The organism is Kitasatospora sp. cg17-2 (assembly GCF_054031055.1).
Map to the genome: position 1 here is coordinate 4238283 of NZ_CM132923.1, position 25849 is coordinate 4264131.

Sequence of the window (25849 nt, forward strand, 5' to 3'; positions counted from 1 at the left end):
GTTACGGCGCCGGCTGGAAGGTGTCGAACGCCGTCTGCCGCGCCTGCGCGTTCGGCGCCGCCGACCAGTCCGCGTCCGGCGTGGTCCAGTAGATCGCGTAGCCGTACTTGGCCGGGGAGCCGGTGACGAAGCCCCGGTTCAGCGAGTGCGTCCTCGGCGTGCCGTTGGTCCACTCCCAGTCGGCCGCGTTGGTCCACTCCCGGTAGGCGACGGACTGCAGCTGCACCCGCTGGTAGTTGCTCACCTGCCCGCGCAGCCCGGGCTCGGAGGCCTGCCAGTCGGCGAGCGCGCTCGCCCCCGGCGTGGTCGTCCACTCGACCCGCAGGGTGCTGCCGTTGCCCTTGAAGGTGCGGCGGTTCGCGTCCGAGCCCGTCGGCTGCAGCCAGTCGGGCAGCACGATCGAGAAGCCGGACGGGTCCTTGTACTCGTGGTACCCGGCCGGCACGACGGCCCCGGTCGGCGTCGGCGTGGGGGTCGGCGTCGGCGTGGCGCTGGGAGTCGGCGTGGGCGTGGGCGTCGGCACGGCGGCCGGGGCTTCGGTCGGCGCGGGCGCCGCTGCCTCCCCCGGTCCGGTGCTCTCCGGGGCCGTCGCCGGCGCGGCGCTGTCCGTGCCGCCGCCCGTGACCGCCGCCACCGGCGCGGTGCCGCGCGCGCCCTCGGGCGAGCCGTCGTCGGAACCGCCGAACGCCTGCAGCAGCACGATCAGACCCGCGATCAGCAGCAGCACCACCACCGCCGTCGCGACGGCCAGCCGCCGCCGGCCGGTGCGCGGGTCGGCCCCGGCGGCCTGGGTCGCGCCCAGCGTCCACTCACTGGTGACCGGCCTGGCCGCCTCGGCCGAGGTCTCCGCGGTCCCCTCCGGTACCGGCCCGTCCCCCGGCACCTCCGGGGTGCCCGGTGCCACCGGCGTCTCCCCGCTCCCGGCGTCCCCGGCCCGGCTGCCCACCCGGACCGTTCCGAACAGCCCGCCGACCGGCGGCTTCCCGCTCTTGCCGGCGCCCTTGCCCTTGCCGCTGCCCGCGCCGCTGTCGGAGTCACCGACCTCGCCCGCGCCCGCCACCGGCACCGCGTGCTCGGTGGTCGACTCGGCCCGCGCGGTCGCCTCCGCGACCACCCGCTTGAGCATCGACCGGGTCTGCGGGGCGGTCAGCCGCTCCGCCGGGTCCTTGGCCAGCAGCCCCTCGACCACCGGTCGCAGCGGCCCGGCGTTCACCGGCGCGGTGAGTTCCTCCGTCATCACGGCCGTCAGGGTGGCCAGCGCCGAGCCCCGGTCGTACGGCGGCCTGCCCTCGACCATCGCGTACAGCGTGCCGCCCAGCGACCACAGGTCGGCCGGCGGTCCGGGCTTCTGCCCCTGGGCGCGTTCCGGGGATATGTACGAGGGCGCGCCGACCAGCATCCCGGTCGACGTCACCGAGGAGTCCCCCTCGACGCTGGCGATGCCGAAGTCCGTGAGCACGACCCGGCCGTCCTCGCCGATCAGCACGTTGGACGGCTTGACGTCCCGGTGCAGGATGCCGTGCGCGTGCGCGGCGCTCAGCACGCCGAGCACGTCCAGCGCGATCTCCGCCGCCCGGGCCGGCGCCAGCGGGCCGTCCTCCCGGATGACGTCCGCGAGCGAGCGGGACTCGACCAGCTCCATGACGATCCAGGGCCGGTCGTCCTCCTCGACCACGTCGAAGACGGTGACCGCCGAGGAGTGCCGGATCCGCGCCGTCGCCTTGGCCTCGCGCAGGGTGCGGACGATCAGCCGGTGCTTCTCGTCCTCGTCCACGCTGGCGTTCATCCGCAGTTCCTTGACCGCGACCGTCCGGCCCAGCATTTCGTCCTCGGCGCGCCACACTGTGCCCATGCCACCACGACCGAGCACCGCGTCCAGCCGGTAGCGTCCGGCCAGGAGGCGGCCGGTGGAACCCTGCGCCTGGGTCATTCGGAACGTTCCCCCATGTGCTGCTGGCGGTCGTGATGACGGCACGTCGGACCGGCGTCGGGCCCGAACGCCCAAGCCTCCATCATCCCCTGTCCCGCGCGTGCCCGGCCACCCGGCCCCCGGCCACCCTGGTCCGCACCCCGGACAGGGGGGGCGCTCCGTGCCCGATCTGTGATCGAAAACTCTGTCCGGCCGGCTCCGGCCACTGCTACCGTTCGGCAGCTCACCGTCTTTCCGGGGGGAAAAGGACGTCCATGACCGCATCCGCACCGGGCGCTGACGGGCAGTCGAACCGGCCGCCCACCGCCCGGCATTTCTCGGTCGCACCGGAACCGGAGACCCCGGAGGGGTACGTCGCCCCCGGTATGCCCGGTGCCCCGGTGGCCGGTTACCACCCCGTCGACCCGACCGAACCCGCGCCGGCGGCCGACCCGACGCCCGGCCCGAACGCCCCCGGACGCAGGCGCGGACGCGGACGCGGACGGACCGGTCCCGCGGTGGCGATCGCCGTCCTCGCGATGCTGGCCGGCGCGGCGGCCCTCGGCGCCGCGCCGATCCGCGCGCACGCCACCGTCGGCTGGCTGGCCATCGCCCCGGCGGCCGCGGTGGCCTGGCCGCTCGGCCGGCTCGGCGGCACCGGCCGGCTGCTGCCGCCGCTGGGCGCCGTGCTGGCGTCCGGCGCGCTGTTCCTCGGCCAGCTGCTCGGGCAGACCCGGCGGCTGCATCACCTGGCCGGCACCGGGTACGGCGAACTGCTCCGCGAGGCCCTCCCGCTCTGGCGCGCCGACCGCCGCACCCTGGACCTGGTCTTCTACGGCATCGCCGTGATCGGCGGCTTCCTGCTGACCCGCCGCGCCGCCACCCGCCAGTAGCCGGCCCGCCCGACCCGCGGAACAGCCCGGAACCGCCCGGAACAGCCCGGAACGGCGCGAGGCCCCGGTCGCGAGCTGCGACGGGGCCTCGGACGGGAGCGGTCGGCTCAGCGGTGGTGCAGCGCCGGGTTGACGGTCACCTCGACCCGCTGGAACTCCTTGAGCTCGGTGTACCCGGTGGTCGCCATCGCCCGGCGCAGGGCGCCGAACAGGTTCATGGTGCCGTCCGGGGTGTGCGACGGACCGGTGAGGATCTCCTCGGTGTTGCCGACGGTGCCGAGGTCGACCCGCTTGCCGCGCGGCAGCTCCTCGTGCACGGCCTCCATGCCCCAGTGGTAGCCCTTGCCGGGCGCGTCGGTGGCCCGGGCCAGCGCGGCACCGATCATCACCGCGTCGGCGCCGCAGGCGACCGCCTTCGGGATGTCGCCGCTGTAGCCGACGCCGCCGTCCGCGATGACGTGCACGTAGCGGCCGCCGGACTCGTCCATGTAGTCGCGGCGGGCGGCGGCCACGTCGGCGACGGCGGTGGCCATCGGGACCTGGATGCCCAGCACGTTGCGGGTGGTGTGCGCGGCGCCGCCGCCGAAGCCCACCAGCACGCCGGCCGCGCCGGTGCGCATCAGGTGCAGGGCGGCGGTGTAGGTGGCGCAGCCGCCGACGATGACCGGGACGTCCAGCTCGTAGATGAACTGCTTCAGGTTGAGCGGCTCGGCGGCACCGGAGACGTGCTCGGCCGAGACGGTGGTGCCGCGGATGACGAAGACGTCGACCCCGGCGTCCACGACGGCCTTGGAGAACTCGGCGGTGCGCTGCGGCGAGAGCGCGGCGGCGGTGACCACACCCGAGTCGCGGACCTCCTGGATCCGGTGCTTGATCAGCTCGGCCTTGATCGGCTCGGAGTAGATCTCCTGCAGACGGCGGGTGGCGGCGGCCTCGTCGGTGATCGCGGCGATCTCGTCGAGCAGCGGCTGCGGGTCCTCGTAGCGGGTCCACAGGCCCTCGAGGTTCAGCACGCCCAGACCGCCGAGGCGGCCGATGTTGATGGCCTGCTGCGGGGAGACCACGCTGTCCATGGGCGCGGCCAGGAACGGCAGCTCGAAACGGTAGGCGTCGATCTGCCAGGCGATCGAGACCTCCTTCGGGTCGCGCGTACGGCGACTGGGGACGACGGCGATGTCGTCGAAGGCGTACGCCCGGCGGCCGCGCTTGCCACGCCCGATCTCGATCTCAGTCACTTCGAGCCCTTCTGCTGGTATTGCTCATGCCGGCCGGGTCACCCCGGCCGCCCCCCAGTATCCCGTACCCCCCGGCGGCCGCACGGCGCCGCCCCGTCCACCGGACCGGCCGCGCACCGGCGCCCGGACAGCCCGGAGGGCCCGCCACCGGTCGGTGGCGGGCCCTCCGAAAGTCGCGCGCGAGCGTCCGATCAGCCGCGGCTGGTGTAGTTCGGCGCCTCGACGGTCATCTGGATGTCGTGCGGGTGGCTCTCCTTGAGACCCGCCGAGGTGATCCGGACGAACCGGCCCTTGCTCTCCATCTCGGCGACGGTGGCGGCGCCCACGTAGCCCATGGTCTGGCGCAGGCCGCCGATCAGCTGGTACAGCACCGCGGACAGCGGGCCGCGGTAGGGGACCTGGCCCTCGATGCCCTCGGCGATCAGCTTCTCGTCGGAGGTGACCTCGCCCTGGAAGTAGCGGTCCTTGGAGAAGGACCGCGCCTGGCCGCGGGTCTGCATGGCGCCCAGCGAGCCCATGCCGCGGTAGGACTTGAACTGCTTGCCGTTGATGAACAGCAGCTCGCCCGGGGACTCCTCGCAGCCGGCCAGCAGCGAGCCGAGCATCACGGTGTCGGCACCGGCGGCGAGCGCCTTGCCGATGTCGCCGGAGTACTGCAGGCCGCCGTCGCCGATGACCGGCACGCCGGCCGCCTGACAGGCCAGGGCCGCCTCGTAGATCGCGGTGACCTGCGGGACGCCGATGCCGGCGACCACGCGGGTGGTGCAGATGGAGCCCGGGCCGACGCCGACCTTGACGCCGTCCACACCGGCGTCGATCAGCGCCTGGGCGCCGTCGCGGGTGGCGACGTTGCCGCCGACCACGTCGACCCCGACGGCCGACTTGATCTTCGCGATCCAGGACAGCGCGTTGTGGCTGTGGCCGTGCGAGGTGTCGACGACCAGGAAGTCCACGCCCGCCGCGACCAGCGCCTGGGCGCGGTCGAAGGCCTCGGCGCTGGCACCGACGGCGGCACCGACCAGCAGGCGGCCCTCGGCGTCCTTGGCGGCGTTCGGGTACTGCTCGGCCTTGACGAAGTCCTTGACGGTGATGAGGCCCTTGATCCGGCCCTCGTCGTCGACCAGCGGCAGCTTCTCGATCTTGTGCCGGCGGAGCAGCGCCATCGCGTCGACGCCGGAGATCCCGACCTTGCCGGTGATCAGCGGCATCGGGGTCATGATCTCGCGGACGCGGCGGCTGCGGTCCGACTCGAAGGCCATGTCGCGGTTGGTGACGATGCCGAGCAGCTTGCCGCCCTCGTCGGCGATCGGCACACCGGAGATGCGGAACTTCGCGCACAGCGCGTCGGCCTCGGCCAGCGTGGTGTCCGGGCCGACCGTGATCGGGTCGGTGACCATGCCGGACTCGGAGCGCTTCACCAGGTCGACCTGGTTGGCCTGGTCCTCGACCGACAGGTTGCGGTGCAGGACGCCGACGCCGCCCTGACGGGCCATCGCGATCGCCATCCGCGACTCGGTGACCTTGTCCATCGCGGCCGAGAGCAGCGGGATGTTCACCCGCACGTTGCGGGAGACCCGCGAGGAGGTGTCGACCTGGTTCGGCAGCACCTCGGACGCCCCCGGCAGCAGCAGGACGTCGTCGTACGTGAGCCCGAGCATCGCGAACTTCTCGGGGACGCCTGCGGCGTTGTAAGACATTTCGGGGGTACCTTCCGTGGCCGGCCTAATCCGCTCACGCCCTGAGGGTGGGGGCGCAGTCATCAGCTCACTCGGACCGCCCAAGCCCGGTGTCCATTGGAGGATCCTCCAGGGGAACTCCATGCGCACCGTCGGAACTTTGGCGACCCGCCCAGACGCCGATACCCCATCGTACTGGCACCGCGAACGCGAGCTCGTGCTGCCCTTGACAACACCGCCCCACCATGGGCCATTCCGTGATTCGCCCGCTCGCCTCCGGGGCGCTCCCGTCCGGCGCCGACGGTCGTTGCTCCCTCGCTCTCCCCCGGCCGGGGGTGCCCCCACCGCCGCTCCCTCGCTCCCCCAGCCTTCGGCCGGGAGGTGCCCCCACCCTTTCGGCACCGGCGCGCCCCTTCGGCTCGGGGCGGGAAAGGGTTCGGCCGCTAGGAGGACTCCTCCGCCAGCGCGCGCAGGCGGCTCAGGGCGCGGTGCTGGGCGACCCGGACGGCCCCCGGCGACATGCCGAGCACCTCGCCGGTCTCCTCCGCGGAAAGTCCGGCGGCCACCCGGAGCAGCACCAGCTCGCGCTGCCGGGCCGGCAGGTTGGAGAGCAGTTCCTTGGCCCACGCGGCGTCGCTGCTGAGCAGCGCCCGCTCCTCCGGGCCGAGCGCGTCGTCCGGCACCTCCGGCAGGTCGTCCTGCGGGACCACGGTGGATCCGGGCCCGCGCATCGCGGCCCGCTGCAGGTCGGCGATCTTGTGCGCGGCGATCCCGTAGACGAAGGCCTCGAACGGACGGCCCAGGTCCCGGTAGCGGGGCAGTGCGCAGAGCACCGCGACGCAGACCTCCTGGGCGATGTCGTCGACGTGGTGCCGGGCACCGCCGGGCAGCCGGACCAGCCGGCCGCGGCAGTAGCGCAGCGCCAGCGGGTGGACGTGGGCGAGCAGGGCGTCGATCGCCGGCCCCTCGCCGCGGACGGCGGCCGCGACCAGCGCGGCGAGCGCGCCCGGCCCGTCGGCCGGATCCGCGTACGCCGGGCCGGGCCCGGGCGCGGAGGGCTCGGCCTCCACCGGGTCCGCCTCACCGGGAGACCCCGTCACGTCGTCACGCATCGGTCCATGGTGCCTGGTCGCGCGGGAAAACGCGGCACCGCGTCCGGAGTTGTGCACCGGAACGTTATGCGGTGCCGCTCCGGGACGCACCACCGGCCCCTCCTGCACCGCACCGCCTCCCGCCCCACCGCCGCGGACGGCACCGTCCGCGGCGCCGTCCGCCGAGTCTCCTGCGGCTGCGTGGTTCGCCGCAGTTCCTGTCCGCTGGTCCCCGAGGTGCTCCACTCCTCCATGGTGCAACCTCGGGGCCGTAACGTCACACGCCTCCGCACGGACGATCGCGAGCAGCGGGCCGGAACCGGCGGCGGCGCCGGCGGTCAGCGGACCAGGCCCCACCGGAAGCCCAGGGCCACCGCGTGGGCGCGGTCCGAGGCGCCGAGCTTCTTGAACAGTCGCCGGGCGTGGGTCTTGACGGTGTCCTCGGAGAGGAACAGCTCACGGCCGATCTCGGCGTTGCTGCGGCCGTGGCTCATGCCCTCCAGCACCTGGATCTCACGTGCCGTCAGGGTCGGCGCGGCCCCCATGTCGGGGCTGCGCAGCCGGCGGGGGGCGAGCCGCCAGGTCGGGTCGGCGAGGGCCTGGGTCACGGTGGCCCGCAGTTCGGCGCGCGAGGCGTCCTTGTGCAGGTAACCGCGTGCGCCCGCGGCGACCGCGAGCGCGACACCGTCGAGGTCCTCGGCGACGGTGAGCATGATGATCCGGGCACCGGGGTCGGCGGACAGCAGCCGCCGGACCGTCTCCACCCCGCCGAGGCCGGGCATCCGGACGTCCATCAGGACGAGATCGGAGCGGTCGGCCACCCAGCGGCGGAGGACCTCCTCCCCGTTCGTCGCGGTGGTGACCCGATCGACACCGGGTACGGTCGCGACCGCGCGGCGAAGCGCCTCGCGGGCGAGCGGGGAATCGTCGCAAACGAGAACGGAAGTCATGACTGTCGTCCTCCGCAGCTGATCCGCGTCACGTTGAGCCTCCTGGCTGGTACGAACCTCTCCGACACGGCCCATCGGCGTCAGACTCCGTGCTGATCGCCCAGGTTCCCCGCGATCGTTCCCGACGTCCGGCGTCCGCTAACCGCCTCCGCACTTCCAACGACCGTCACTCGAATGAGTTACGGCCTTCAGGGCCATCTCCACCACTGTACGTGGCCAACCCGTTACCGATCAGCCGCATCGCGGTGCACACGCCGCTCTTTTGCGCAGCTCGGGCGCGGTCGGCGTACAACCCGCACACCCGCGCGACGCTCCGCGCGCCGGTCGGCCACCCGATTGCCACGCTTGCGCCGGGCGACTGTCGGCTCGACAGTCATGCCCACTTTGCCCGCTTTTAGAGCTTTTGTATGGTCATTGACTGTTGTGCCACTCTGTGGGTGACTTGTCCATGTAGTTGCCGTAAGTCATATTTCCAGGTGTCCACACCGCGCCGGACGCCCCGCCGAGCCGAATCCACCGCGACCCGCTGGTGACCGGCCCGCGGTCGACGACCTCTGAAGGGAATGAGCCATGGCAGATTTCTCCCGCCTCCCGGGCCCCAACGCGGATCTCTGGGACTGGCAGCTCTCCGCAGCCTGCCGCGGCGTGGACAGCTCCCTCTTCTTCCACCCCGAGGGAGAGCGCGGCGCCGCCCGCAGTTCACGCGAGGCCAGCGCCAAGGAGGTCTGCACCCGCTGCCCGGTCCGCACCGAGTGCGCCGCGCACGCGCTGGCGGTCCGCGAGCCGTACGGCGTGTGGGGAGGTCTCACCGAGGACGAGCGCGAGGAGCTGATGGGCCGCTCGCGCCACCGTCTGGTGGAGGTGCCGCTGGTCGCTCCGGGCGTGTCCCAGCAGTAGACGGCCGGCTCCGCGCCGGTGTGAAGAAACGTTTCTTCACCGGCTTCCACCGGCCTCCGCCGACCCCCACCGGCCGCCGGAGGCCCTCACGGGCCCCAGTGGCCCTCCCCGCCCCCTGCGCCCCCGGCCCCGTCGGCCGGGTCCCGCCCGGCGGCCCGCCCCTCCGGCGGCCGGCCGGGCGGGCGGGACGGCGGCGTCAGCGACCGGCGGCCGCCCCGGCCAGCCGCTCCAGCATCAGCGCCACCGCCGGCACCTCGGCGAGGTCCGGCAGGGTCAGCGCGACCACCTGCCGTACCGCCGGCGCCCCCGAGGCGGCGTGCACCGCCACCGTCGCCACCCCGTCCGGGCGCACCGACCGCAGCGCCAGACCGGGCAGCACCGCCACCCCGAGCCCGGCCGCCACCAGCCCGACCACCGCCGGGTAGTCGTCGGTGGCGAAGTCGATCCGCGGCTCGAAGCCGGCCCCCGCGCACAGCTCCACCAGGTGGCCCCGGCACTGCGGGCAGCCGGCGATCCACTGCTCCTCCGCCAGCTCGGCCAGCTCCACCGGTCCGCCGCGCCCGGCCAGCCGGTGTCCGGCGGGCAGCAGGCCGACCAGCGGGTCGTCCAGCAGCGGGGTGGCCACCAGGTCGGACCAGTCGGCGCCGGCGCTGAGCTGCTGGGCCTCCAGATTGGCCTCGGCCCGCGCCTCCCGGGGCGTGCCGTGGGCGGGCGCGGGCGCGGCGACGGAACCGGGGGCCTGCGGATAGCGGAAGGCGAGCGCGACCTCGCACTCGCCGCCGCGCAGCATCGCCAGCGACTCCGGCGGCTCCGCCTCCACCAGCGACACGCGGACCCCCGGATGGGTGCCCCGCAGCCGGGCGACGGCGGGCGGCACCAGGGTGGAACTGGCGGTCGGGAAGGACACCAGCCGGACCCGGCCGGCCCGCAGCCCGGCGATCGCGGCGACCTCCTCCTCCGCGGCGGAGAGGCCGGCGAGGATTCCGGTGGCATGCTTGAGCAGCACCCGGCCGGCCTCGCTGAGCTGCATCCCGCGGCCCGAACGGACCACCAGCGGGGTGTCCACGGACTTCTCCAGGGCCTTCATCTGCTGGCTGATCGCGGGCTGGGTGCAGCCCAGCTCACGAGCGGCGGCGGAGAAGGAGCCGGTGCGGGCGACGGCACGCAGGACGCGCAGATGGCGGGCCTCGATCATGCCTCCAAGATATAAGGCATTCTTTGCAACAAGCAAAATTCAACTGATAGTTGAAGGATGGAACACACCGGCGCGGCCGCACCCGGACCCGGCCCGCGCCGCAACGCCGGAGGCCCGGCCCGCCACCCCCAGCGGGGCGCGGACCGGGCCTCCGGTCAGTGCTTCGGGCCTCAGTGCGAGTGGCCGTGACCGCCGTGGCCGTGACCGGCGTCGGCCTCCTCCTCCTTCTTCTCCACCACGAGGGTCTCGGTGGTGAGAAGCAGGGAGGCGATCGAGGCGGCGTTCTCCAGGGCGGAGCGGGTGACCTTGACCGGGTCGATGACGCCGGCCTTCACCAGGTCGCCGTACTCGCCGGTGGCGGCGTTGAAGCCCTGGCCCAGCTCCAGCTCGGCGACCTTGGAGGTGATGACGTAGCCCTCCAGGCCGGCGTTCTGGGCGATCCAGCGCAGCGGCTCGTGCAGCGCCTTGCGGACGACCGCGACACCGGTGGCCTCGTCGCCCGACAGGCCCAGGCCGCCGTCCAGCACCTTGGCGGCGTGGACCAGGGAGGCGCCACCACCGGCGACGATGCCCTCCTCGACCGCGGCACGGGTCGCCGAGATGGCGTCCTCGAGGCGGTGCTTGCGCTCCTTCAGCTCCACCTCGGTGGCGGCACCGACGCGGATGACGCAGACGCCACCGGCCAGCTTGGCCAGGCGCTCCTGCAGCTTCTCGCGGTCCCAGTCCGAGTCGGTGTTGGCGATCTCGCCCTTGATCTGGGCGACGCGGCCGGTCACGGCCTCGGAGTCACCGGCACCGTCGACGACGATCGTCTCGTCCTTGGTGACGGTCACGCGGCGGGCCGAGCCCAGCACGTCCAGACCGGCCTGGTCGAGCTTGAGGCCGACCTCCTCGGAGATCACGGTGCCGCCGGTGAGGACGGCCAGGTCGCCGAGGATCGCCTTGCGGCGGTCGCCGAAGCCCGGGGCCTTGACGGCCACCGCGTTGAAGGTGCCGCGGATCTTGTTCACCACGAGGGTGGACAGCGCCTCGCCGTCGACGTCCTCGGCGATGATCAGCAGCGGGCGGGAGGTGCCGCCCTGCAGGATCTTCTCCAGCAGCGGCAGCAGCTCCTGGATGGAGGAGATCTTGCCCTGGTTGATCAGGATGTACGGGTCCTCGAGGACCGCCTCCTGACGCTCCGCGTCGGTGACGAAGTACGGCGACAGGTAGCCCTTGTCGAACTGCATGCCCTCGGTGAAGTCCAGCTCCACGCCGAAGGTGTTCGACTCCTCGACGGTGATGACACCGTCCTTGCCGACCTTGTCGATCGCCTCGGCGATCAGCTCGCCGACCTGGGTGTCCTGGGCGGAGAGGCTCGCGACGGCGGCGACGTCGTCCTTGCCCTCGATCTCGCGGGCCACCGACAGCAGGTGCTCGGAGACGGCGGCGACGGCCTTGTCGATGCCCTTCTTCAGGGCGGCCGGGCCGGCGCCCGCGGCGACGTTGCGCAGACCCTCGTTGACCAGGGCCTGGGCCAGCACGGTGGCGGTGGTGGTGCCGTCGCCCGCGACGTCGTTGGTCTTGGTGGCGACCTCCTTGACGAGCTGCGCGCCAAGGTTCTCGTACGGGTCGTCGAGCTCGACCTCACGGGCGATGGTGACACCGTCGTTGGTGATGGTCGGGGCGCCGAACTTCTTGTCGATGACGACGTTGCGGCCCTTGGGGCCGATGGTCACCTTGACGGTGTCGGCCAGCTTGTTGACACCGCGCTCGAGCGAGCGGCGGGCGTCCTCGTCGAACTGCAGGATCTTCGGCATGTTCCCTATTCCTTCGGGGTGCGGCCGTCCCCGGCCGCTCGACTACGTGAACCAACAGCCACGCCCCGGCCCCTGTCACTAGGGACACGGATCCGGGGCGTGGCTGTTAACGCTTTACTTCTCGATGATCGCGAGAACGTCGCGCGCGGAGAGCACCAGGTACTCCTCGCCCTGGTACTTCACCTCGGTGCCGCCGTACTTCGAGTACAGGACGATGTCGCCGACGGCGACGTCGAGCGGCAGACGCTGGCCGTCCTCGAAGCGGCCCGGGCCGACAGCCAGGACGACGCCCTCCTGGGGCTTCTCCTTGGCGGTGTCCGGGATAACCAGGCCGGAGGCCGTGGTGGTCTCGGCGTCGAGCGGCTGGACCACAATGCGGTCCTCGAGCGGCTTGATGGCAACCTTGCTGCTGGTGGTCACGTCCGAGCTCCCCTTCGGAGATTACGGGGTTTTCTAACGGGTAGGGGCGAGCTCACGAGTCTGCCGTCGCGGGGGTCAGAAACGCACTGTCGCGTTAGCACTCCCCCGGTGGTGAGTGCTAGTGACGACCATAGGCCGCCGTTAGCACTCAGTCAACCAGAGTGCCAACGCCACGCGGGCCGGTCCCGTCGGACGCACCCGTGGCGGCGCGTTCCCGCCCGCCGGGCCGGCGCCCCGCGCCCTCCCGTGACCGGGGAGAATGAGCGGGTGGAGAACGACGACCTGCGGGCCCTGCTGACCGAGCGGGGCCAGTCCCTGCTCGCCGAACTGCGCGAGTTCGCGCCCGAGGAGGAGCTGGCACTCGCCACCCGGCTGCGCAAGGAGCACCCCGCCGACCTGGTGTCGGCCGCCTTCGGGCAGGCCCGGCTGCGGCAGCGGGCCAGGGCCAAGTTCGGCGCCGACGCCGATCTCATGTACTTCACGCCCAACGGCGTCGAGCAGTCCACCCGGCGCGAGGTCGCCGAGTGGCGGGCCGAACGGTTCGCCGGACTCGGGGTGAAGCGGCTGGCCGACCTCTGCTGCGGCATCGGCGGCGACGTCCTGGCCCTGGCCCGGGCCGGGATCGAGGTGCTCGCGGTCGACCGGGACCCGGCGGCCTGTGCCGCCCTCGCCGCCAACGCGGCCGCCCTGGGCCTGGCCGACCTGGTCGAGGTGCGCTGCGCGGACGTCGCCGAGGTCGACGTCACCGGCTACGACGCGGTCTTCACCGACCCCGCCCGGCGCACCGCGCGCGGCCGGGTCTTCGCCCCCGAGGCGTACGCCCCGCCGCTGTCCTGGGCGATCGAGGCCGGTCGGCGGGCCCCCGTCGGCGCGCTCAAGGTGGCGCCCGGCATCCCGCACGAGGCCGTGCCGGCCGACGCCGAGGCCGAGTGGGTCTCGGACCACGGCGACGTCAAGGAGGCGGTGCTCTGGTTCGGCACCCGGGCCGGGCACCCGCACCGCGCCACCCTGCTGCCGCAGCGGGCCGGCCTCACCGGCGGCGACCTGCCCGACCCCCCGGCCGGACCGGTCGGCCGCTACCTGTACGAGCCGGACGGCGCCGTGATCCGCGCCCATCTGGTCGCCGAGGTGGCCGGGCTGGTGAACGGGCGGCTGATCGATCCGAAGATCGCCTACCTGACCTCCGACGAGCTGGTCGACACCCCGTACGCGCACGCCTTCGAGCTGACCGACGTCCTGCCGTTCCACATCAAGAAGCTCAAGGCGCTGCTGCGCGAGCGGAAGGTCGGCACGGTGGTGATCAAGAAGCGCGGGATGGCGATCACCCCGGAGGAACTGCGCCGGCAGCTGCGGCCCTCCGGCCCGAACGCCGTCACGGTGGTCCTCAGCCGCACCGACAACGGCCCGCTGATGATGCTCGGCCACCCCGTCACCGGACCGGCCGCGGCCGTTCAGGCGGCCGGCGCCTCGATGTAGTCCTCCAGCCGGGCCACCGCGAAGCCCTGCTCCTGGATCCGGGCCAGCAGCTCGCCGAACATCTGCGTCATCGTCTCGCCCTTGAGGTCCTTCGGGCCCCGGAAGTGGGCGAGCACGATGTCGCCGGCCCGCAGCTTCTTGTCCGCGGCCTGGTACTGCATGTCGTGGATCTGCATCGACTCGCGCCACAGCACGACCGCCCTCGGCCCGCACTGCTGCACCGCGGTGTTCAGCGCCGGCGTGTTGGCGCCGTCCCCGTACGGCGGGCGGAACAGCAGCGGCGGGGTGCCGTACTGCTGGGTGAGCGCGGCCTGGGCGTCGCAGATCTCGGACTTCTGCTTCTCCGGCGGCACCTTGCTCATCTGGGCGTGGTCCACGGTGTGGTTGTGGATGTGGTTGCCGAGCGCCTGGAGGGGCTTGAAGTAGCCGTAGTTGTCCTTGACGATGTCGCGGGTCAGGAACATCGACACCGGCACCTTGAGGTCGGTCAGCATCTCGACGAACTTCGGGTCCTTCTCGGCGCCGTCGTCGATGGTGACGAAGACGACCTTGTCGGAGGTCTTCACCTCGCTGAACACCGGGACCGGACCGGTCCGCGCGAGCTTCACCGGCTTGTCGGCGGGCGCGGGCGGCGCCGGCGGCAGCGGCGTGAGGTGCCACTTCGCCCACGCGGCGGCGTCCCCGGCGGCCGGGCCACCGGTCGGGGACGCGCTCGGCGACGGGCCCGCGGACCGCGACGGGGCGGCCGTCGCCGGGGAACCGCTCGCCGGGGAGCCGCTCGCCGGGGAGCCGCTCGCCGGGACCAGCGCGGCCGAGGCCGCGCCGCTGTCACCGCCGCTCGTGCATCCGGTGGCGGCGGCCAGCAGGGCCAGCGCCCCCGCCACGTACACCGTCGTCCTGCTCCGTGCGTGCCTGTTCACCGCGCCGTGCTCCCCGCTCCCGTTCAGCGACCTCGATCGCTAGCACGGTAACGGCCCGGCGTTCGGTTCCCGATCGGACGTGCGAACGGCTACTCCACGTGCTCGCTGGTGAAGGACCAGCGGTGCGCCGGACGGCCCAGCAGGGCGGCGGGCGGCTCCGGCACCGGGACCGGCTCGCCGGACCACCAGGTGATCAGCAGCACCCGGTCCCCGGGGGCGGCGAGCAGCTCGGTGCGGAGCAGCCCGGCCGAACCGCGCAGCGCGGGCAGCGCCGTCCCCCGGACCCAGCCGGAGAGCTCGGCGCCCCGGCCGTCGGCGGCCCTGGCCTCCCACATCGCGGCGGTGGTGACGCTCACTGCTGCTGCCCGGTCAGGGCCTGGTAGGCCTGCCCGTGGAAGTCGGTGTGCGGCACGTGGACCTCGGTGACCGGCAGCGAGGAGTCCGCCGACAGGTCGAGCGAGGACGGCGCGCGGTCCCGCCAGACCATCTCGCTGCCGAGCGCGGCGACCATCGCGCCGTTGTCGGTGCACAGGCCCGGACGCGGCACCCGCAGCCGGATGCCGGCCCGGTCGCAGCGCTGCTGGGCCATCTCGCGGAGCCGGGAGTTGGCCGCGACACCGCCGCCGATCATCAGGTGGTCGACGCCGTTGGCCTTGCAGGCCTTGACGGCCTTGCGGGTGAGCACGTCGGTGACCGCCTCCTGGAAGGACGCCGCGACGTCCGCGACCGGCACCTCCTCGCCGGCCCGGCGCTTCGCCTCCACCCAGCGGGCGACGGCGGTCTTCAGGCCGGAGAAGGAGAAGTCGTACTCCGGGTCCTTGGGACCGCTCAGGCCGCGCGGGAAGGCGATCGCCTTCGGGTCGCCCTCGCGGGCGCGGCGGTCCACCACCGGGCCGCCGGGGAAGCCCAGGCCGAGCACCCGGGCCACCTTGTCGAAGGCCTCGCCGGCCGCGTCGTCGATGGTCGCGCCGAGCGGGCGGACGTCGGTGGTGATGTCCTCGCTCAGCAGCAGCGAGGAGTGCCCGCCGGAGACCAGCAGGGCCATCGTCGGCGAGGGCAGCCGGCCGTGCTCCAGCTGGTCCACGCAGATGTGCGAGGCGAGGTGGTTGACCCCGTACAGCGGCTTGTCGAGGGCCCACGCGTAGGCCTTGGCGGCGCTCACGCCGACCAGCAGCGCGCCGGCCAGGCCCGGTCCGGCGGTGACGGCGATGCCGTCCAGGTCGCTCGCCTTGACGCCCGCGGTGTCCAGGGCGCGCTGGATGGTCGGGACCATCGCCTCCAGGTGCGCACGGCTGGCGATCTCGGGCACGACGCCGCCGAAGCGGGCGTGGTCGTTGACGCTGGAGGCCACCGCGTCGGCCAGCAGGGTGGTGCCGCGCACGATGCCGACGCCGGTCTCGTCGCAGGAGGTCTCGATGCCGAGGACGAGCGGTTCGTCAGCCATGGGGGGTGTCCTTCTTCACATCCGGTCGCGGGTGGTCCGCGGGTTCGTCGAGGTCTTCGGGGGCCGCGGCGGGGGCGGCCGGGGCGGCGGGGGCGGCCGCGAGGTCGAGCCGCATCACCAGCGCGTCGATGCCGGCCGGCTGGTAGTAGCCGCGCCGGATGCCGACCGGCTCGAAGCCGAAGCGCTCGTAGAGCCGCTGCGCGCGGGTGTTGTCCACCCGCACCTCCAGCAGCAGGTCCGCGCAGCCGCGCCGGGCGGCCTCCCGGACCAGGTCGGTGAGCAGCGCCGCGCCCAGCCCGGTGCCCTGGTGGCGGCCGTCGACCGCGATGGTCTGCACATCGCCGTCGCCGCCCACCGCCATCAGTCCGGCGTAGCCGACGACCGCGCCGTCCGGGGTGACGGCGACGGTGTAGTGCCGGGTGCCGCCGGGGTGGGCCTCGGCCAGCTCGGACCAGAACATGCCGGCGGACCAGGCGTCCTCCGGGAACAGCTCCAGCTCCAGCGCCAGCACCGGGGCTATGTGCCACCAGCGCATCGGGCGCAGCCGGGCGGCGGAGGCACGGTCGGCCGGAGCCGGACCGGCGCTACCGGGGCCGGTGGTGCTCGGGCCGGTCACGCCGGGAGCACCGCCTTGTAGCCGGCCGGCACCTGGGCGTCCGGGCGGCGCAGGTAGAGCGGGGCGTTGGGCAGCAGGTCCCGGCCGGCCGCCAGCTCGGCGGCGGCGAACGCGGCGAGCGCGCCGGCCGAGACGTGCTCGGGGCCGTGCCCGCCCGGGAAGGCGTCCGGGTAGAGCAGCGCACCGGCGCCGACCGACCGCGCCAGCGGGGTCAGCTCGCCCGGACGGTCCACCGAGGGACCCTCGGTCCGCCGGCCCTCGGCGTCGTACGAGGCCCAGTAGACCTCCTTGCGGCGGGCGTCGGTGGCCACCGTGAACGCCTCGCCGGCCAGCCCCTCGGCGCGGGCCGCGTGGGCGATCGCGTCCAGCGTGCAGACGCCGTGCACCGGCAGGCCGAGCGCGTGGCCCAGCGCGGCGGCGGTCACCAGGCCGACCCGCAGGCCGGTGTACGGGCCGGGGCCCACGCCCACCGCGATGTCGGTCAGCCGGTGTCGGTCGACACCGGCCTCACGGAGCACCCGGTCGATCGCGGGAATCAGGAGTTCGCCGTGGCGCCTGGCGTCGACCTGGTCGGTCTCGGCGAGGACGGCCGATCCGTCGTGGACGGCGGCGGTGACGGCGGGGGTAGCGGTGTCGAACGCGAGCAGCAGCACGGGTCAAGGTTAGACCGGTCCGCCGGTCCCCGGTCCGGCGCCGGTTCCCGGCCGGTCCCGCCGGGGCGCGTGCTCCGCCCGACCGAAAATCAGACCGGTGCCGGAACACACGTCCGACACGATGCGGACCGGACGGGCGAACCTGGCACGATGGGGCCGACGGTTTTGGGACGGCGGTGGGAGCGGCACGTGGCGAAGATGGGTCCTGGAGTGGTGGTCACCGGGCTGACCCTGGGGGCCCTGGCGGTGGTGAGCCTGCTGGCCTTCCAGGCCAACGGCGCGCAGGACCGCGCGGTCGCCGCGAACCCGACCACGAGCACGGCCGCCACGACCGGCGGACCGGCCGCCTCGGCCACCCCGACCGCCACACCCACGCCGACCGCCCCGACCCTGCCCACCGCGGGCACCGGTACCGGGCTGCGGGTCGTCTACTCGGTCAGCACCCACTACGTCTGGCTGATCGACCCGAAGAAGACCCCGCAGGTGGTGGCCACCTTCCCGGTGACCCCGGGCACGGTCGAGCCGGCCCCCGGCAGCTACCCCGTCTACAGCCGGACCCAGTCCGGGACCGGCACCGACGGCAAGCAGATCGAGCACGTGGTGCGCTTCGCGCAGCAGAACGGCGTGGTGTTCGGCTTCGGCGCGGCCGTGGACGGCGGCACCGGCGCTCCGCCCGCCGCCCCGGCGCCCACCTCGGCCGCGTCCTCCCCCGCCGCCTCGGCGGGCAAGACCGGCGGCATCCGCAGCAGCCGCGCGGACGGCCAGCTGCTCTGGGACTTCGCGCCGAAGGACACCAAGGTCGTCGTGGTCCCCTGACCGGGGAGGACAGCTCTCAGGCGGCGCGGCGGGTCTCGTGCGCGCCGCCGCTCGACGGCGACGGTCCGGGCGCCCCGGGGCCCTCTCCCAGCACGGGGACGGCCGGGCGGCGTTCGGGCGGAGTGGAGACCGCCTCCGCCGCCGCACAGGCGGCCAGCAGGGCCCGCATCGGCTCCCCCGCGGCACGGCGGGCGGGCTCCTCGGCCCCGGTCCCGCGCGGTGCGCGCTCCGGGGCGGGCGTGGTGCTCGGCATGGCGCCTCCTAGTTAGGCAGACCTAACCTCAAGAACCATCCCACCACGCCCGGGTCCTCGATCGCAACATCTTCCCGACACCCTGTCGGTAAACCGTGACACGGCGGGACCGCCCCGGCAACGCCGTCCGGGGCGCTCCGCCGCGGTCCGGGCCTGCTCAGGCCAGCGTGGTCAGGTCCGTGCCGTCCCAGCGGGGGCCGATTCCGGTCAGCTCGACCTGGCGCGGGTCGAGGTCGTCCGCGGCCGCCTCGGCGCCGATCGCGCGTCCGATCCGGACCTCCAGACGGTTCTCCGAGAGCCGCTCGACCTTGCCCTCGCCCCACTCGACCACCACCACCGACTCGGGCAGCGAGACGTCGAGGTCGAGGTCCTCCATCTCGTCGAGGTCGCCGCCCAGCCGGTACGCGTCGACGTGCACCAGCGCCGGGCCGCCCACCAGCGAGGGGTGCACCCGGGCGATCACGAAGGTCGGGGAGGTGACCGCCCCGCGCACCTGGAGTCCCTCGCCGAGGCCCCGGGTCAGCGTGGTCTTGCCCGCCCCCAGCTCGCCGGAGAGCAGCACGAGGTCCCCCGGCCGCAGGAGCGCGGCCAGCTCCCGGCCGAGCCGGCCCATCCGGTCGGGGGTGGCGACGGTGAGAGAGGCGTGGGAGCCCATGCGCGAATCAAGCCCTTCGGTCCGTACGGCGGCGCACCCGTCCTCGGGCGCCCCCGCTACCGTGCCACATCCCCGGCGCCGTCCGCGCCGGGCCCGGGCCGGTGCCCGGTCGGCGGGCCTACGCCGGTTCGCCGACCTGGGGCCGGGGCGGCAACGGGGCCGCGCCGCGGAAGCGGGCGGCCCGGTCGAGCAGCTCGGCCAGGTGGTGGTCGACCAGGTCCGGACGCTCGAGCATCACCAGGTGCCCGGCGTCCTGGACCAGGACCAGTTCGGCCCCCGGCAGCTGCTCGGCCATCGCCTCGCCGTGGCCGGGCGGGGTGAGCAGGTCCTTGGTGCCGGTCAGCACCAGGGTGGGGATGCCGCGCAGGGCGGCCAGCGCCTCGGTCTTCTCGTGCGCCGAGAACACCGGGTAGAACTCGGCCACCACGTCGATCGGAGTGGCGTCCAGCATCTGCTCGGCGAACCGGACCACGCCCGGGTCGACGTCCTTCGCCCCGAAGGAGTACCGCCGGTAGAAGACGGCGCTGACGTCCGCGCCGAGCCGGCGGGTCGCCTCCACCAGGTCCACCTGGCGTCCGAGCAGCTTCATCATGCCCGGCGCGACCCGGCGGAACAGCTTGGCCCCGGCGACGGGCAGGCCGAAGGTGACGGCGTCCCAGTTCCCGGCCAGGGTGCCGATCAGCGCGACCCCGGCGACCCGCTCCCGGAACAGCTCCGGGTGCTGGTCGGCCAGCGCCATCATCGTCATGCCGCCCATCGAGTGGCCGACCAGGACCAGCGGGCCGGTCGGCGCGACGGCGTCGATCACGGCCTTGAGGTCCCCGCCGAGCTGGTCGATGCCGGCGGGTTCGCCGGCCAGGAAGGAGCGGGAGCGCTCGGAGCGGCCGTGGCTGCGCTGGTCCCACAGGACCAACCGGACCCCGGACCGGAAGGCGGCGCGCTGGAAGTGCCAGCTGTCCTGGTTGAGGCAGTAGCCGTGGCAGAACACCACGGTCAGCGGCTCGGCCGCACCGTCCCGCTCCTCCTCCGGGAGGTCGAGGCCGTCCAGCTCGACGTACAGCTCGGTGCCGTCGGCGGCGGCCACCGTGCGGGGGCGGCCGCGCAGCGAGCCGTACGGGGCCTCGGCGTCCAGCTCGGCGCGGGCCCGGCGGCGGGTGCTGCGGCCGACCGTCAGCCGGTCGATCGCCACCCCGGCCGCGGCGCCGGCCGCGAGCACGCCGACCGAGATGCCGATCAGTCCGGCCCGGCTCACCCCGGTGGCCGCCTCGGCCGCCCTGACGGCCCGGGCCGCCCGGCCGAGGGTCGCGACCGGGTCGGTGTCGCTCGGCCCGCTCATCCGAGCAGGCCCTCGTCCAGGCCGCCGACGTAGCGGCGCGGCACCCGGGAGCCGATCCGGGTCACGATCTCGTAGGAGATGGTGCCGCAGGCGCGGCCCCAGTCCTCGGCGGTCGGCTCGCCCCGGTCGCCGCTGCCGAAGAGCAGCACCTCGTCACCGATCGGCGGGGTGTCGCCGCCGAGGTCCACCACGAACTGGTCCATCGCCACCCGGCCGGCCACCGTGCGCCACTTGCCGTCGACCTGCACCGGGCCGATGCCGCTGGCGTGCCGCGGGATGCCGTCGCCGTAGCCGACCGGGACCAGGCCCAGCGTGGTCGGCCCCGGGGTGGTGTAGTGGTGGCCGTAGCTGACGCCGTGGCCGCCGGGCACGTGCTTGACCAGGGCCAGCCGGGCGGTCAGCGACATCACCGGGCGCAGGCCGAAGTCGGACGGCGAGCCCACCTCGGGGACCGGCGACAGCCCGTACATGGCGAGGCCGGTGCGGACCATGTCGAAGTGCGACTGCGGCAGCAGCAGGGTGGCCGGCGAGTTGGCCAGGTGGCGCACCTCGGGGCGCAGCCCGGCCGCCTCGGCGGAGGCCAGGGCCAGCCGGAAGGCGTCCAGCTGCAACTGGATCGAGGGGTGGCCCGGCTCGTCGGCGGCGGCGAAGTGCGACCAGACGCCGACCACGGTCAGCAGGCCGTCCAGCTCGGCGCGGCGGGCGGCGGCGACCAGCTCGGGCCAGTCGTGCGGCTGGCAGCCGTTGCGGCCGAGGCCGGTGTCGGCCTTGAGGTGGACCCGGGCCGGGATGCCGGTGGCGCGGACGGCGGCGAGCAGCTCCGTGAGCGCCCAGTCGCCGCTGATCGAGATGTCGAGGTCCGCGAAGAGCGCCTCCCGCCAGGGCCCGCCGGGGGTCCACAGCCAGCAGAGGATGCGCGCCTGCTCGGGGCCCACGCCGCCGGCGCGCAGGGCGAGCGCCTCCTCCGGCGTCGCGGTGCCCAGCCAGCCGACTCCCGCGGCGACCGCCTCCCGGGCACAGCGCAGCGCGCCGTGGCCGTAGGCGTCCGCCTTGACCGCGGCCATCACCGTGGCCCCGCCGATGCGCTCGCGCAGCGCGTCGAGGTTGCCGCGCAGGGCGGCGAGATCGATGGTCGCCTCGGCCCGTACGCCTTCGGTGAGGCCGGCCATCACGGGCGTCTTCGCAGTTGTCATCAGGGTCAGTCTCCCAGACGTCCCGGGGTCCTTGCCGAACGGCCCTTCGGCTCGCCGCCCCGGGCCGCCCGCGCCCGGGACCCCCCGCGACCCGCCACCCCCTTCCGGACGCCCACGAATCAGGCGCCGGTTCCACCCGGCCTCCCGGAACGCGGTTCCGGGGCCGCCCCGGCCCGGACGTCGTTCCAGACCGCCGGGAGCGCGGCCGCCACCTCCGAGGCGGTGACGGGGGCGCCGGGGACACCGGCGGTGTGCCGGGCGGCGAGCCCGTGCAGATAGGCCGCCACCGCGGCGGCGTCCGGTGCGGACAGGCCCGCGGCGAGCAGTGAGCCGGCCAGCCCGGCCAGGACGTCCCCGCTGCCGGCCGTGGCCAGCCACGCCGTCCCGGTCGGGTTCACCCGCACCGAGCCGGAAGGATCGGCGACCACGGTGGTCGAGCCCTTCAGCAGCACCGTCGCCCGGTACGCCGCCGCGAGCCGGCGCGCGGTGGCCAGCCGGGCGGCGGCCAGCTCCTCGGCGGCGGGCGGGCGGGGCTGCTCCGAACGGGTGCCGCCGTCGCCCCCGGGTCCGGTTCCGGTTCCGACTCCGGCTCCGGCTCCGGCTCCGGCGAGCAGCCGGGCGGCCTCCCCCGTGTGCGGGGTGAGCAGCGTCGGCGCCGTCCGCCCGGCGAGCGCGCCGGGGCCGAGCCGGGCCAGCTCGGTCAGCCCGTCCGCGTCGACCAGGACCGGCACGTCGGCCGCCAGCGCCTCGGCCAGCGCCCGTCCGGCGCCCTCGCCGCCGCCCGGTCCGACCACCCAGGCCTGCACCCGGCCGGCCCCGGCCGGACCGCCCTCGGTGACCAGCGTCTCCGGGAAGCGCCGGACCACCTCCTCGGCCGCCGTCCCCACGTAGCGCACCGCGCCCGCGCCGCCGCGCAGCGCGCCGGCGACCGCGAGCAGCGCCGCCCCCGGGTACCGCGCCGAACCGGCGGCGACCCCGACCACGCCGCGCCGGTACTTGTCGCTCTCCCCGCCCGGCACCGGCAGCAGGTCGGCCACATCGGCGTGCTGGAGGGCCACCACCCCGGCCGGCGGCAGTTCGAGTCCGATCCCCACCAGTTGCACCGCACCGGCGTACGAGGCACCCGGGTCGATCAGCAGCCCGGGCTTGTAGGTGCCGAAGCAGACCGTGACGTCCGCCCGCAGCGCCGCCCCCGCGACCTCCCCGGTGTCGGCGTCCACCCCGCTGGGCACGTCGACGGCGACGACCACCCCGGTCCGCGCGGCCCGCGCGTACGGCTCGGCCTCCGGCCGCAGTCCGCCCCGGCCGCCGATGCCGACGATGCCGTCCAGTACCAGGTCCGCGCGCGAGAAGTCGGCCAGGCCGACCTCCTGCTCCACGACCACCCGCCCGCGCGCCGCCCGCAGCGCCGCCAGCCCGCCGCCGTGCGCCCGCCCGGGAGCGAGCAGCACCGCCGTCACCCGCGCCCCGCGCCGGGCCAGCTCCGCCCCGGCGTAGAGGGCGTCACCCCCGTTGTCGCCGCTGCCGGCCAGCACCACCACCCGACTGCCGTACACCCGGCCGCGCCGGCGGGTCAGCAGCCGGGCGCAGGTCACGGCGAGCCCGGTGGCGGCCCGCTGCATCAGCGTGCCCTCCGGGAGCCGAGCCATCAGCTCCGCCTCGGCGGCACGGACGACTTCGACGCGATGGGCGTGACGCATGAGGAGCTCCTTCAGCGGTCGGCTGCCACCGACGCTAGCCCGCGCCACCGCCCCACGGGGGCCGGGGCTGCGGCACACTTTCGGGTGACACCCACTTCGATCCCCCACCGGCCCAGGTCCGTGTGCCTACCGTGTCGCTCGGTACGGACCAGCAGGAGGGAGAAGGGCCATGGTCGCCATGCCAGCAGTCGAGCACCCGCTGGGTCGGGACGACGTCCTCCAGGCATTCCTGGCGCTGGACACGCCACCCGGCTTCAAGGCCGAGCTCATCGAAGGGGAAATCATTGTGACGCCACCGCCGGACGGTGACCACGAGGATGCGATCGCCCGGTTCGCGCGGGCCGTCGCGCGGGAGGCGGCCGAGGAGCTCTATGTCAGTGGCGGCAAGGGGCTGATCACGCCGAAGGGCCGGTTCGTCCCCGATGCCACGGTCGCTCCCGTCGGCCACTTCCGCGCCCAGGAGTCGTGGTCGTCCGCCGTGGGAGTGGAGCTCGTCCTCGAAGTCACCTCGACCAATCCCGCGAAGGACCGGGAGTCCAAGCGTCTTGGCTATGCGGCCGCAGGAGTGCCGTGCTATCTCCTCATCGACCGCGGCGAGGGGAAGGTGACGCTGTTCACGGACCCCAAGGACGGCGACTACACCAGCCTCCACGAAACCGACTTCGGCCGCCGGATCAAGCTGCCCGCCCCGTTCTCCTTCACGCTCGACACAGGGCCCCTGCGGTAGGACGCAGCCACCGCAGGGGCCCCGGGACGGAGCGGGGTCGGACTACTCGACGGTGACCGACTTCGCCAGGTTGCGGGGCTGGTCGACCTCGTGGCCCTTGGCCGTGGCCAGCTCGCAGGCGAAGACCTGCAGCGGCACGGTGGCGACCAGCGGCTGGAGCAGCACCGGCGTGACGGGGATGCGGATCAGGTGGTCCGCGTACGGGACGACCGCCTCGTCGCCCTCCTCGGCGATCACGATGGTCCGCGCACCGCGGGCCCGGATCTCCTGGATGTTGGAGACGATCTTGTCGTGCAGGATCGACCGGCCGCGCGGCGACGGCACGACGACCACCACCGGCAGACCCTCCTCGATCAGCGCGATCGGGCCGTGCTTCAGCTCACCGGCGGCGAAGCCCTCGGCGTGCATGTAGGCGAGCTCCTTGAGCTTGAGCGCGCCCTCCAGGGCGACCGGGAAGCCCACGTGCCGGCCGAGGAACAGCACCGACTTGGCGTCGGCGAGCGAGCGGGCCAGCTCGCGCACCGGCTCCATGGTCTCCAGGACCTGCTCGACCTGCTTCGGCGCGTCGCCGAGCTCCTTGATGACGGCGAGGATCTCGTCGCCCCACTTGGTGCCGCGCACCTGGCCCAGGTACAGCGCGACCAGGTAGCAGGCGACCAGCTGGGTCAGGAACGCCTTGGTCGAGGCGACCGCCACCTCGGGGCCGGCGTGGGTGTACAGCACCGCGTCCGACTCGCGCGGGATGGTCGAGCCGTTGGTGTTGCAGATCGCCAGCACCTTGGCGCCCTGCTCGCGCGCGTGGCGCAGCGCCATCAGGGTGTCCATGGTCTCGCCGGACTGCGAGATGGCGATGACCAGCGTGCCCGGGCCCATGATCGGGTCGCGGTAGCGGAACTCCGAGGCGACCTCGACCTCGCACGGGATCCGGGTCCAGTGCTCGATCGCGTACTTGGCGATCATGCCCGCGTGGAAGGCGGTGCCGCAGGCGACGATGACGACCTTGTCGACCGAGCGCAGGTCGGCGTCCGACATCCGCAGCTCGTCGAGGGTGAGCCGGCCGTCGGTGCCGATCCGGCCGAGGAGGGTGTCGGCGACGGCCTTCGGCTGCTCGGCGATCTCCTTGAGCATGAAGTAGTCGTAGCCGCCCTTCTCGGCGGCCGAGGCGTCCCAGTCGACGTGGTACTCGGTCACGTCGGCCGGGGTGCCGTCGAAGTTGGTCACCGTGACGCCCTCGCGGCGCAGCTCGACGACCTGGTCCTGGCCCAGCTCGATCGCCTCGCGGGTGTGCGCGATGAACGCGGACACGTCGGAGGCGAGGAAGTTCTCGCCCTCGCCGCGCCCGACCACCAGCGGCGAGTTGCGGCGGGCGCCGACCACCACGTCCGGGGCGTCGGCGTGCACGGCGACGAGGGTGAAGGCGCCCTCCAGCCGGCGGCAGACGGCGCGCATGGCCTCCGCGAGGTCGCCCTCGTACAGCTCGCCGAGCAGGTGCGCGACGACCTCGGTGTCCGTCTCCGAACGCAGCGTGTGGCCGCGCTCGGCCAGCTCGGCCCGGAGCTGGGCGAAGTTCTCGATGATGCCGTTGTGGACCACGGCGACCTTGGCCGCGTCGTCCAGGTGGGGGTGGGCGTTGGCGTCCGTCGGGCCGCCGTGGGTGGCCCAACGGGTGTGACCGATGCCGGTGGTGCCGCCGGGAAGAGGGGTCTCGGCGAGCGACTTCTCCAGGTTCGCGAGCTTGCCGGCCCGCTTGTCGGTGGCGAGGCTCCACTGCCCGTCGGAGCCCTGCACCTGCACCGCGACACCGGCGGAGTCGTAACCCCGGTACTCCAGTCGCTGCAGGCCTGCGATTACAACGTCAAGGGCGGGCTGGGAGCCCACGTATCCAACAATTCCGCACATGCGTGCCAGCATAAGGGCGCTCCGGACGCCCCATTCGCACGGTTCGCCCACCGGCCGTGACCGACACCACAGCCACCACGAACGGCGCTACGGCCC

Annotated in this window: 24 protein-coding genes; 5 read left to right on the forward strand and 19 right to left on the reverse strand. The window is 74.1% G+C overall.

The genetic code is table 11. The annotated features are described in order from the left end of the window. Position 1: 1 nt before the first annotated feature. Positions 2-1930 (reverse strand): serine/threonine-protein kinase, encoded by a 1929-nt coding sequence (locus ACW14Y_RS17570; RefSeq protein WP_456987552.1) that lies wholly within the window; start codon positions 1928-1930, stop codon positions 2-4. Between the two features lie 254 nt (positions 1931-2184). Here ACW14Y_RS17570 and ACW14Y_RS17575 point away from each other — a divergent pair, with 254 nt between their 5' ends. Next, positions 2185-2802, forward strand: a complete 618-nt coding sequence (locus tag ACW14Y_RS17575) for a hypothetical protein (RefSeq protein WP_380439279.1) — start codon at positions 2185-2187, stop codon at positions 2800-2802. A 107-nt stretch (positions 2803-2909) separates the two neighbouring features. On the opposite strand, the gene ACW14Y_RS17580 is transcribed toward ACW14Y_RS17575, so the two are convergent. The 4 genes from ACW14Y_RS17580 to ACW14Y_RS17595 form a co-directional block, all read right to left on the reverse strand. Beyond that, positions 2910-4037 carry a GuaB3 family IMP dehydrogenase-related protein gene (locus ACW14Y_RS17580; RefSeq protein WP_030393340.1) on the reverse strand — a complete coding sequence of 376 codons (1128 nt, stop codon included), beginning with the start codon at positions 4035-4037 and terminating at the stop codon, positions 2910-2912. Positions 4038-4228: 191 nt separating this feature from the next. After that, positions 4229-5734, reverse strand: coding sequence for an IMP dehydrogenase (gene guaB / locus ACW14Y_RS17585; RefSeq protein WP_328956465.1), 1506 nt, complete (start codon positions 5732-5734; stop codon positions 4229-4231). Between the two features lie 422 nt (positions 5735-6156). Next, positions 6157-6825 carry an RNA polymerase sigma factor ShbA gene (shbA, locus tag ACW14Y_RS17590; RefSeq protein ID WP_078896129.1) on the reverse strand — a complete coding sequence of 223 codons (669 nt, stop codon included), beginning with the start codon at positions 6823-6825 and terminating at the stop codon, positions 6157-6159. Positions 6826-7142: 317 nt separating this feature from the next. Further along, entirely contained in the window at positions 7143-7754 is a 612-nt protein-coding gene (locus ACW14Y_RS17595) for a response regulator transcription factor (protein ID WP_014136228.1), read from the reverse strand. 570 nt (positions 7755-8324) lie between these two features. Between ACW14Y_RS17595 and ACW14Y_RS17600 the strand changes: the two genes are divergently transcribed. Further along, positions 8325-8651 (forward strand): WhiB family transcriptional regulator, encoded by a 327-nt coding sequence (locus ACW14Y_RS17600; RefSeq protein ID WP_030393337.1) that lies wholly within the window; start codon positions 8325-8327, stop codon positions 8649-8651. A gap of 196 nt (positions 8652-8847) precedes the next feature. Here ACW14Y_RS17600 and ACW14Y_RS17605 read toward each other — a convergent pair whose 3' ends face one another. The 3 genes from ACW14Y_RS17605 to groES all read right to left on the reverse strand — a co-directional run bounded on the left by ACW14Y_RS17605 (position 8848) and on the right by groES (position 12065). After that, a complete protein-coding gene (locus ACW14Y_RS17605) occupies positions 8848-9846 on the reverse strand; it encodes a LysR family transcriptional regulator (RefSeq protein WP_380304700.1) in 999 nt (332 codons plus the stop codon). 170 nt (positions 9847-10016) lie between these two features. Then, the gene (groL, locus tag ACW14Y_RS17610; RefSeq protein WP_340632262.1) at positions 10017-11645 is read right to left on the reverse strand and encodes a chaperonin GroEL; all 1629 of its coding nucleotides are present in this window, start codon (positions 11643-11645) and stop codon (positions 10017-10019) included. Positions 11646-11759: 114 nt separating this feature from the next. After that, positions 11760-12065, reverse strand: a complete 306-nt coding sequence (gene groES, locus ACW14Y_RS17615; RefSeq protein WP_014136232.1) for a co-chaperone GroES — start codon at positions 12063-12065, stop codon at positions 11760-11762. 267 nt (positions 12066-12332) lie between these two features. Here groES and ACW14Y_RS17620 point away from each other — a divergent pair, with 267 nt between their 5' ends. Next, positions 12333-13541, forward strand: coding sequence for a THUMP-like domain-containing protein (locus ACW14Y_RS17620; protein ID WP_456987558.1), 1209 nt, complete (start codon positions 12333-12335; stop codon positions 13539-13541). Here the strand turns inward: ACW14Y_RS17620 and ACW14Y_RS17625 are convergent. From ACW14Y_RS17625 to tsaB, 5 genes are all read right to left on the reverse strand, one after another. After that, positions 13517-14461, reverse strand: coding sequence for a polysaccharide deacetylase family protein (locus ACW14Y_RS17625; RefSeq protein ID WP_456987560.1), 945 nt, complete (start codon positions 14459-14461; stop codon positions 13517-13519). The two genes, ACW14Y_RS17620 and ACW14Y_RS17625, sit on opposite strands and share 25 nt — an antisense overlap. An 89-nt stretch (positions 14462-14550) precedes the next feature. Further along, the gene (locus ACW14Y_RS17630; RefSeq protein ID WP_380304708.1) at positions 14551-14817 is read right to left on the reverse strand and encodes a hypothetical protein; all 267 of its coding nucleotides are present in this window, start codon (positions 14815-14817) and stop codon (positions 14551-14553) included. Continuing rightward, positions 14814-15905 (reverse strand): tRNA (adenosine(37)-N6)-threonylcarbamoyltransferase complex transferase subunit TsaD, encoded by a 1092-nt coding sequence (gene tsaD, locus ACW14Y_RS17635; protein ID WP_380304710.1) that lies wholly within the window; start codon positions 15903-15905, stop codon positions 14814-14816. Before tsaD ends, ACW14Y_RS17630 begins: the two co-directional genes overlap by 4 nt. Beyond that, positions 15898-16440: a ribosomal protein S18-alanine N-acetyltransferase gene (gene rimI, locus ACW14Y_RS17640; RefSeq protein ID WP_456988194.1), complete on the reverse strand. Its 543-nt coding sequence runs from the start codon at positions 16438-16440 to the stop codon at positions 15898-15900. Before rimI ends, tsaD begins: the two co-directional genes overlap by 8 nt. A 77-nt stretch (positions 16441-16517) precedes the next feature. Continuing rightward, complete coding sequence (gene tsaB / locus ACW14Y_RS17645; protein ID WP_456987563.1) at positions 16518-17174, reverse strand: tRNA (adenosine(37)-N6)-threonylcarbamoyltransferase complex dimerization subunit type 1 TsaB; 657 nt, start codon at positions 17172-17174, stop codon at positions 16518-16520. 198 nt (positions 17175-17372) lie between these two features. On the opposite strand from tsaB, the gene ACW14Y_RS17650 reads away from it, so the two are divergent. Then, positions 17373-17990 carry a hypothetical protein gene (locus ACW14Y_RS17650; protein WP_380304728.1) on the forward strand — a complete coding sequence of 206 codons (618 nt, stop codon included), beginning with the start codon at positions 17373-17375 and terminating at the stop codon, positions 17988-17990. Positions 17991-18006: 16 nt separating this feature from the next. Here ACW14Y_RS17650 and ACW14Y_RS17655 read toward each other — a convergent pair whose 3' ends face one another. The 5 genes from ACW14Y_RS17655 to ACW14Y_RS17675 form a co-directional block, all read right to left on the reverse strand. Then, complete coding sequence (locus ACW14Y_RS17655) at positions 18007-18243, reverse strand: hypothetical protein (RefSeq protein WP_456987565.1); 237 nt, start codon at positions 18241-18243, stop codon at positions 18007-18009. Between the two features lie 157 nt (positions 18244-18400). Further along, positions 18401-18898 carry a tRNA (adenosine(37)-N6)-threonylcarbamoyltransferase complex ATPase subunit type 1 TsaE gene (tsaE, locus tag ACW14Y_RS17660; RefSeq protein ID WP_266269889.1) on the reverse strand — a complete coding sequence of 166 codons (498 nt, stop codon included), beginning with the start codon at positions 18896-18898 and terminating at the stop codon, positions 18401-18403. A 118-nt stretch (positions 18899-19016) separates the two neighbouring features. Beyond that, a complete protein-coding gene (locus ACW14Y_RS17665) occupies positions 19017-20234 on the reverse strand; it encodes an alpha/beta fold hydrolase (RefSeq protein ID WP_456987567.1) in 1218 nt (405 codons plus the stop codon). Then, a complete protein-coding gene (gene alr / locus ACW14Y_RS17670) occupies positions 20231-21427 on the reverse strand; it encodes an alanine racemase (protein ID WP_380304718.1) in 1197 nt (398 codons plus the stop codon). Before alr ends, ACW14Y_RS17665 begins: the two co-directional genes overlap by 4 nt. A 119-nt stretch (positions 21428-21546) precedes the next feature. Then, complete coding sequence (locus tag ACW14Y_RS17675; RefSeq protein ID WP_456987569.1) at positions 21547-23127, reverse strand: bifunctional ADP-dependent NAD(P)H-hydrate dehydratase/NAD(P)H-hydrate epimerase; 1581 nt, start codon at positions 23125-23127, stop codon at positions 21547-21549. Between the two features lie 169 nt (positions 23128-23296). Between ACW14Y_RS17675 and ACW14Y_RS17680 the strand changes: the two genes are divergently transcribed. After that, positions 23297-23854, forward strand: a complete 558-nt coding sequence (locus tag ACW14Y_RS17680; protein ID WP_380384126.1) for a Uma2 family endonuclease — start codon at positions 23297-23299, stop codon at positions 23852-23854. A 42-nt stretch (positions 23855-23896) separates the two neighbouring features. Here ACW14Y_RS17680 and glmS read toward each other — a convergent pair whose 3' ends face one another. Continuing rightward, positions 23897-25753, reverse strand: a complete 1857-nt coding sequence (gene glmS, locus ACW14Y_RS17685; protein WP_380304724.1) for a glutamine--fructose-6-phosphate transaminase (isomerizing) — start codon at positions 25751-25753, stop codon at positions 23897-23899. Between the last annotated feature and the right edge of the window lie 96 nt (positions 25754-25849).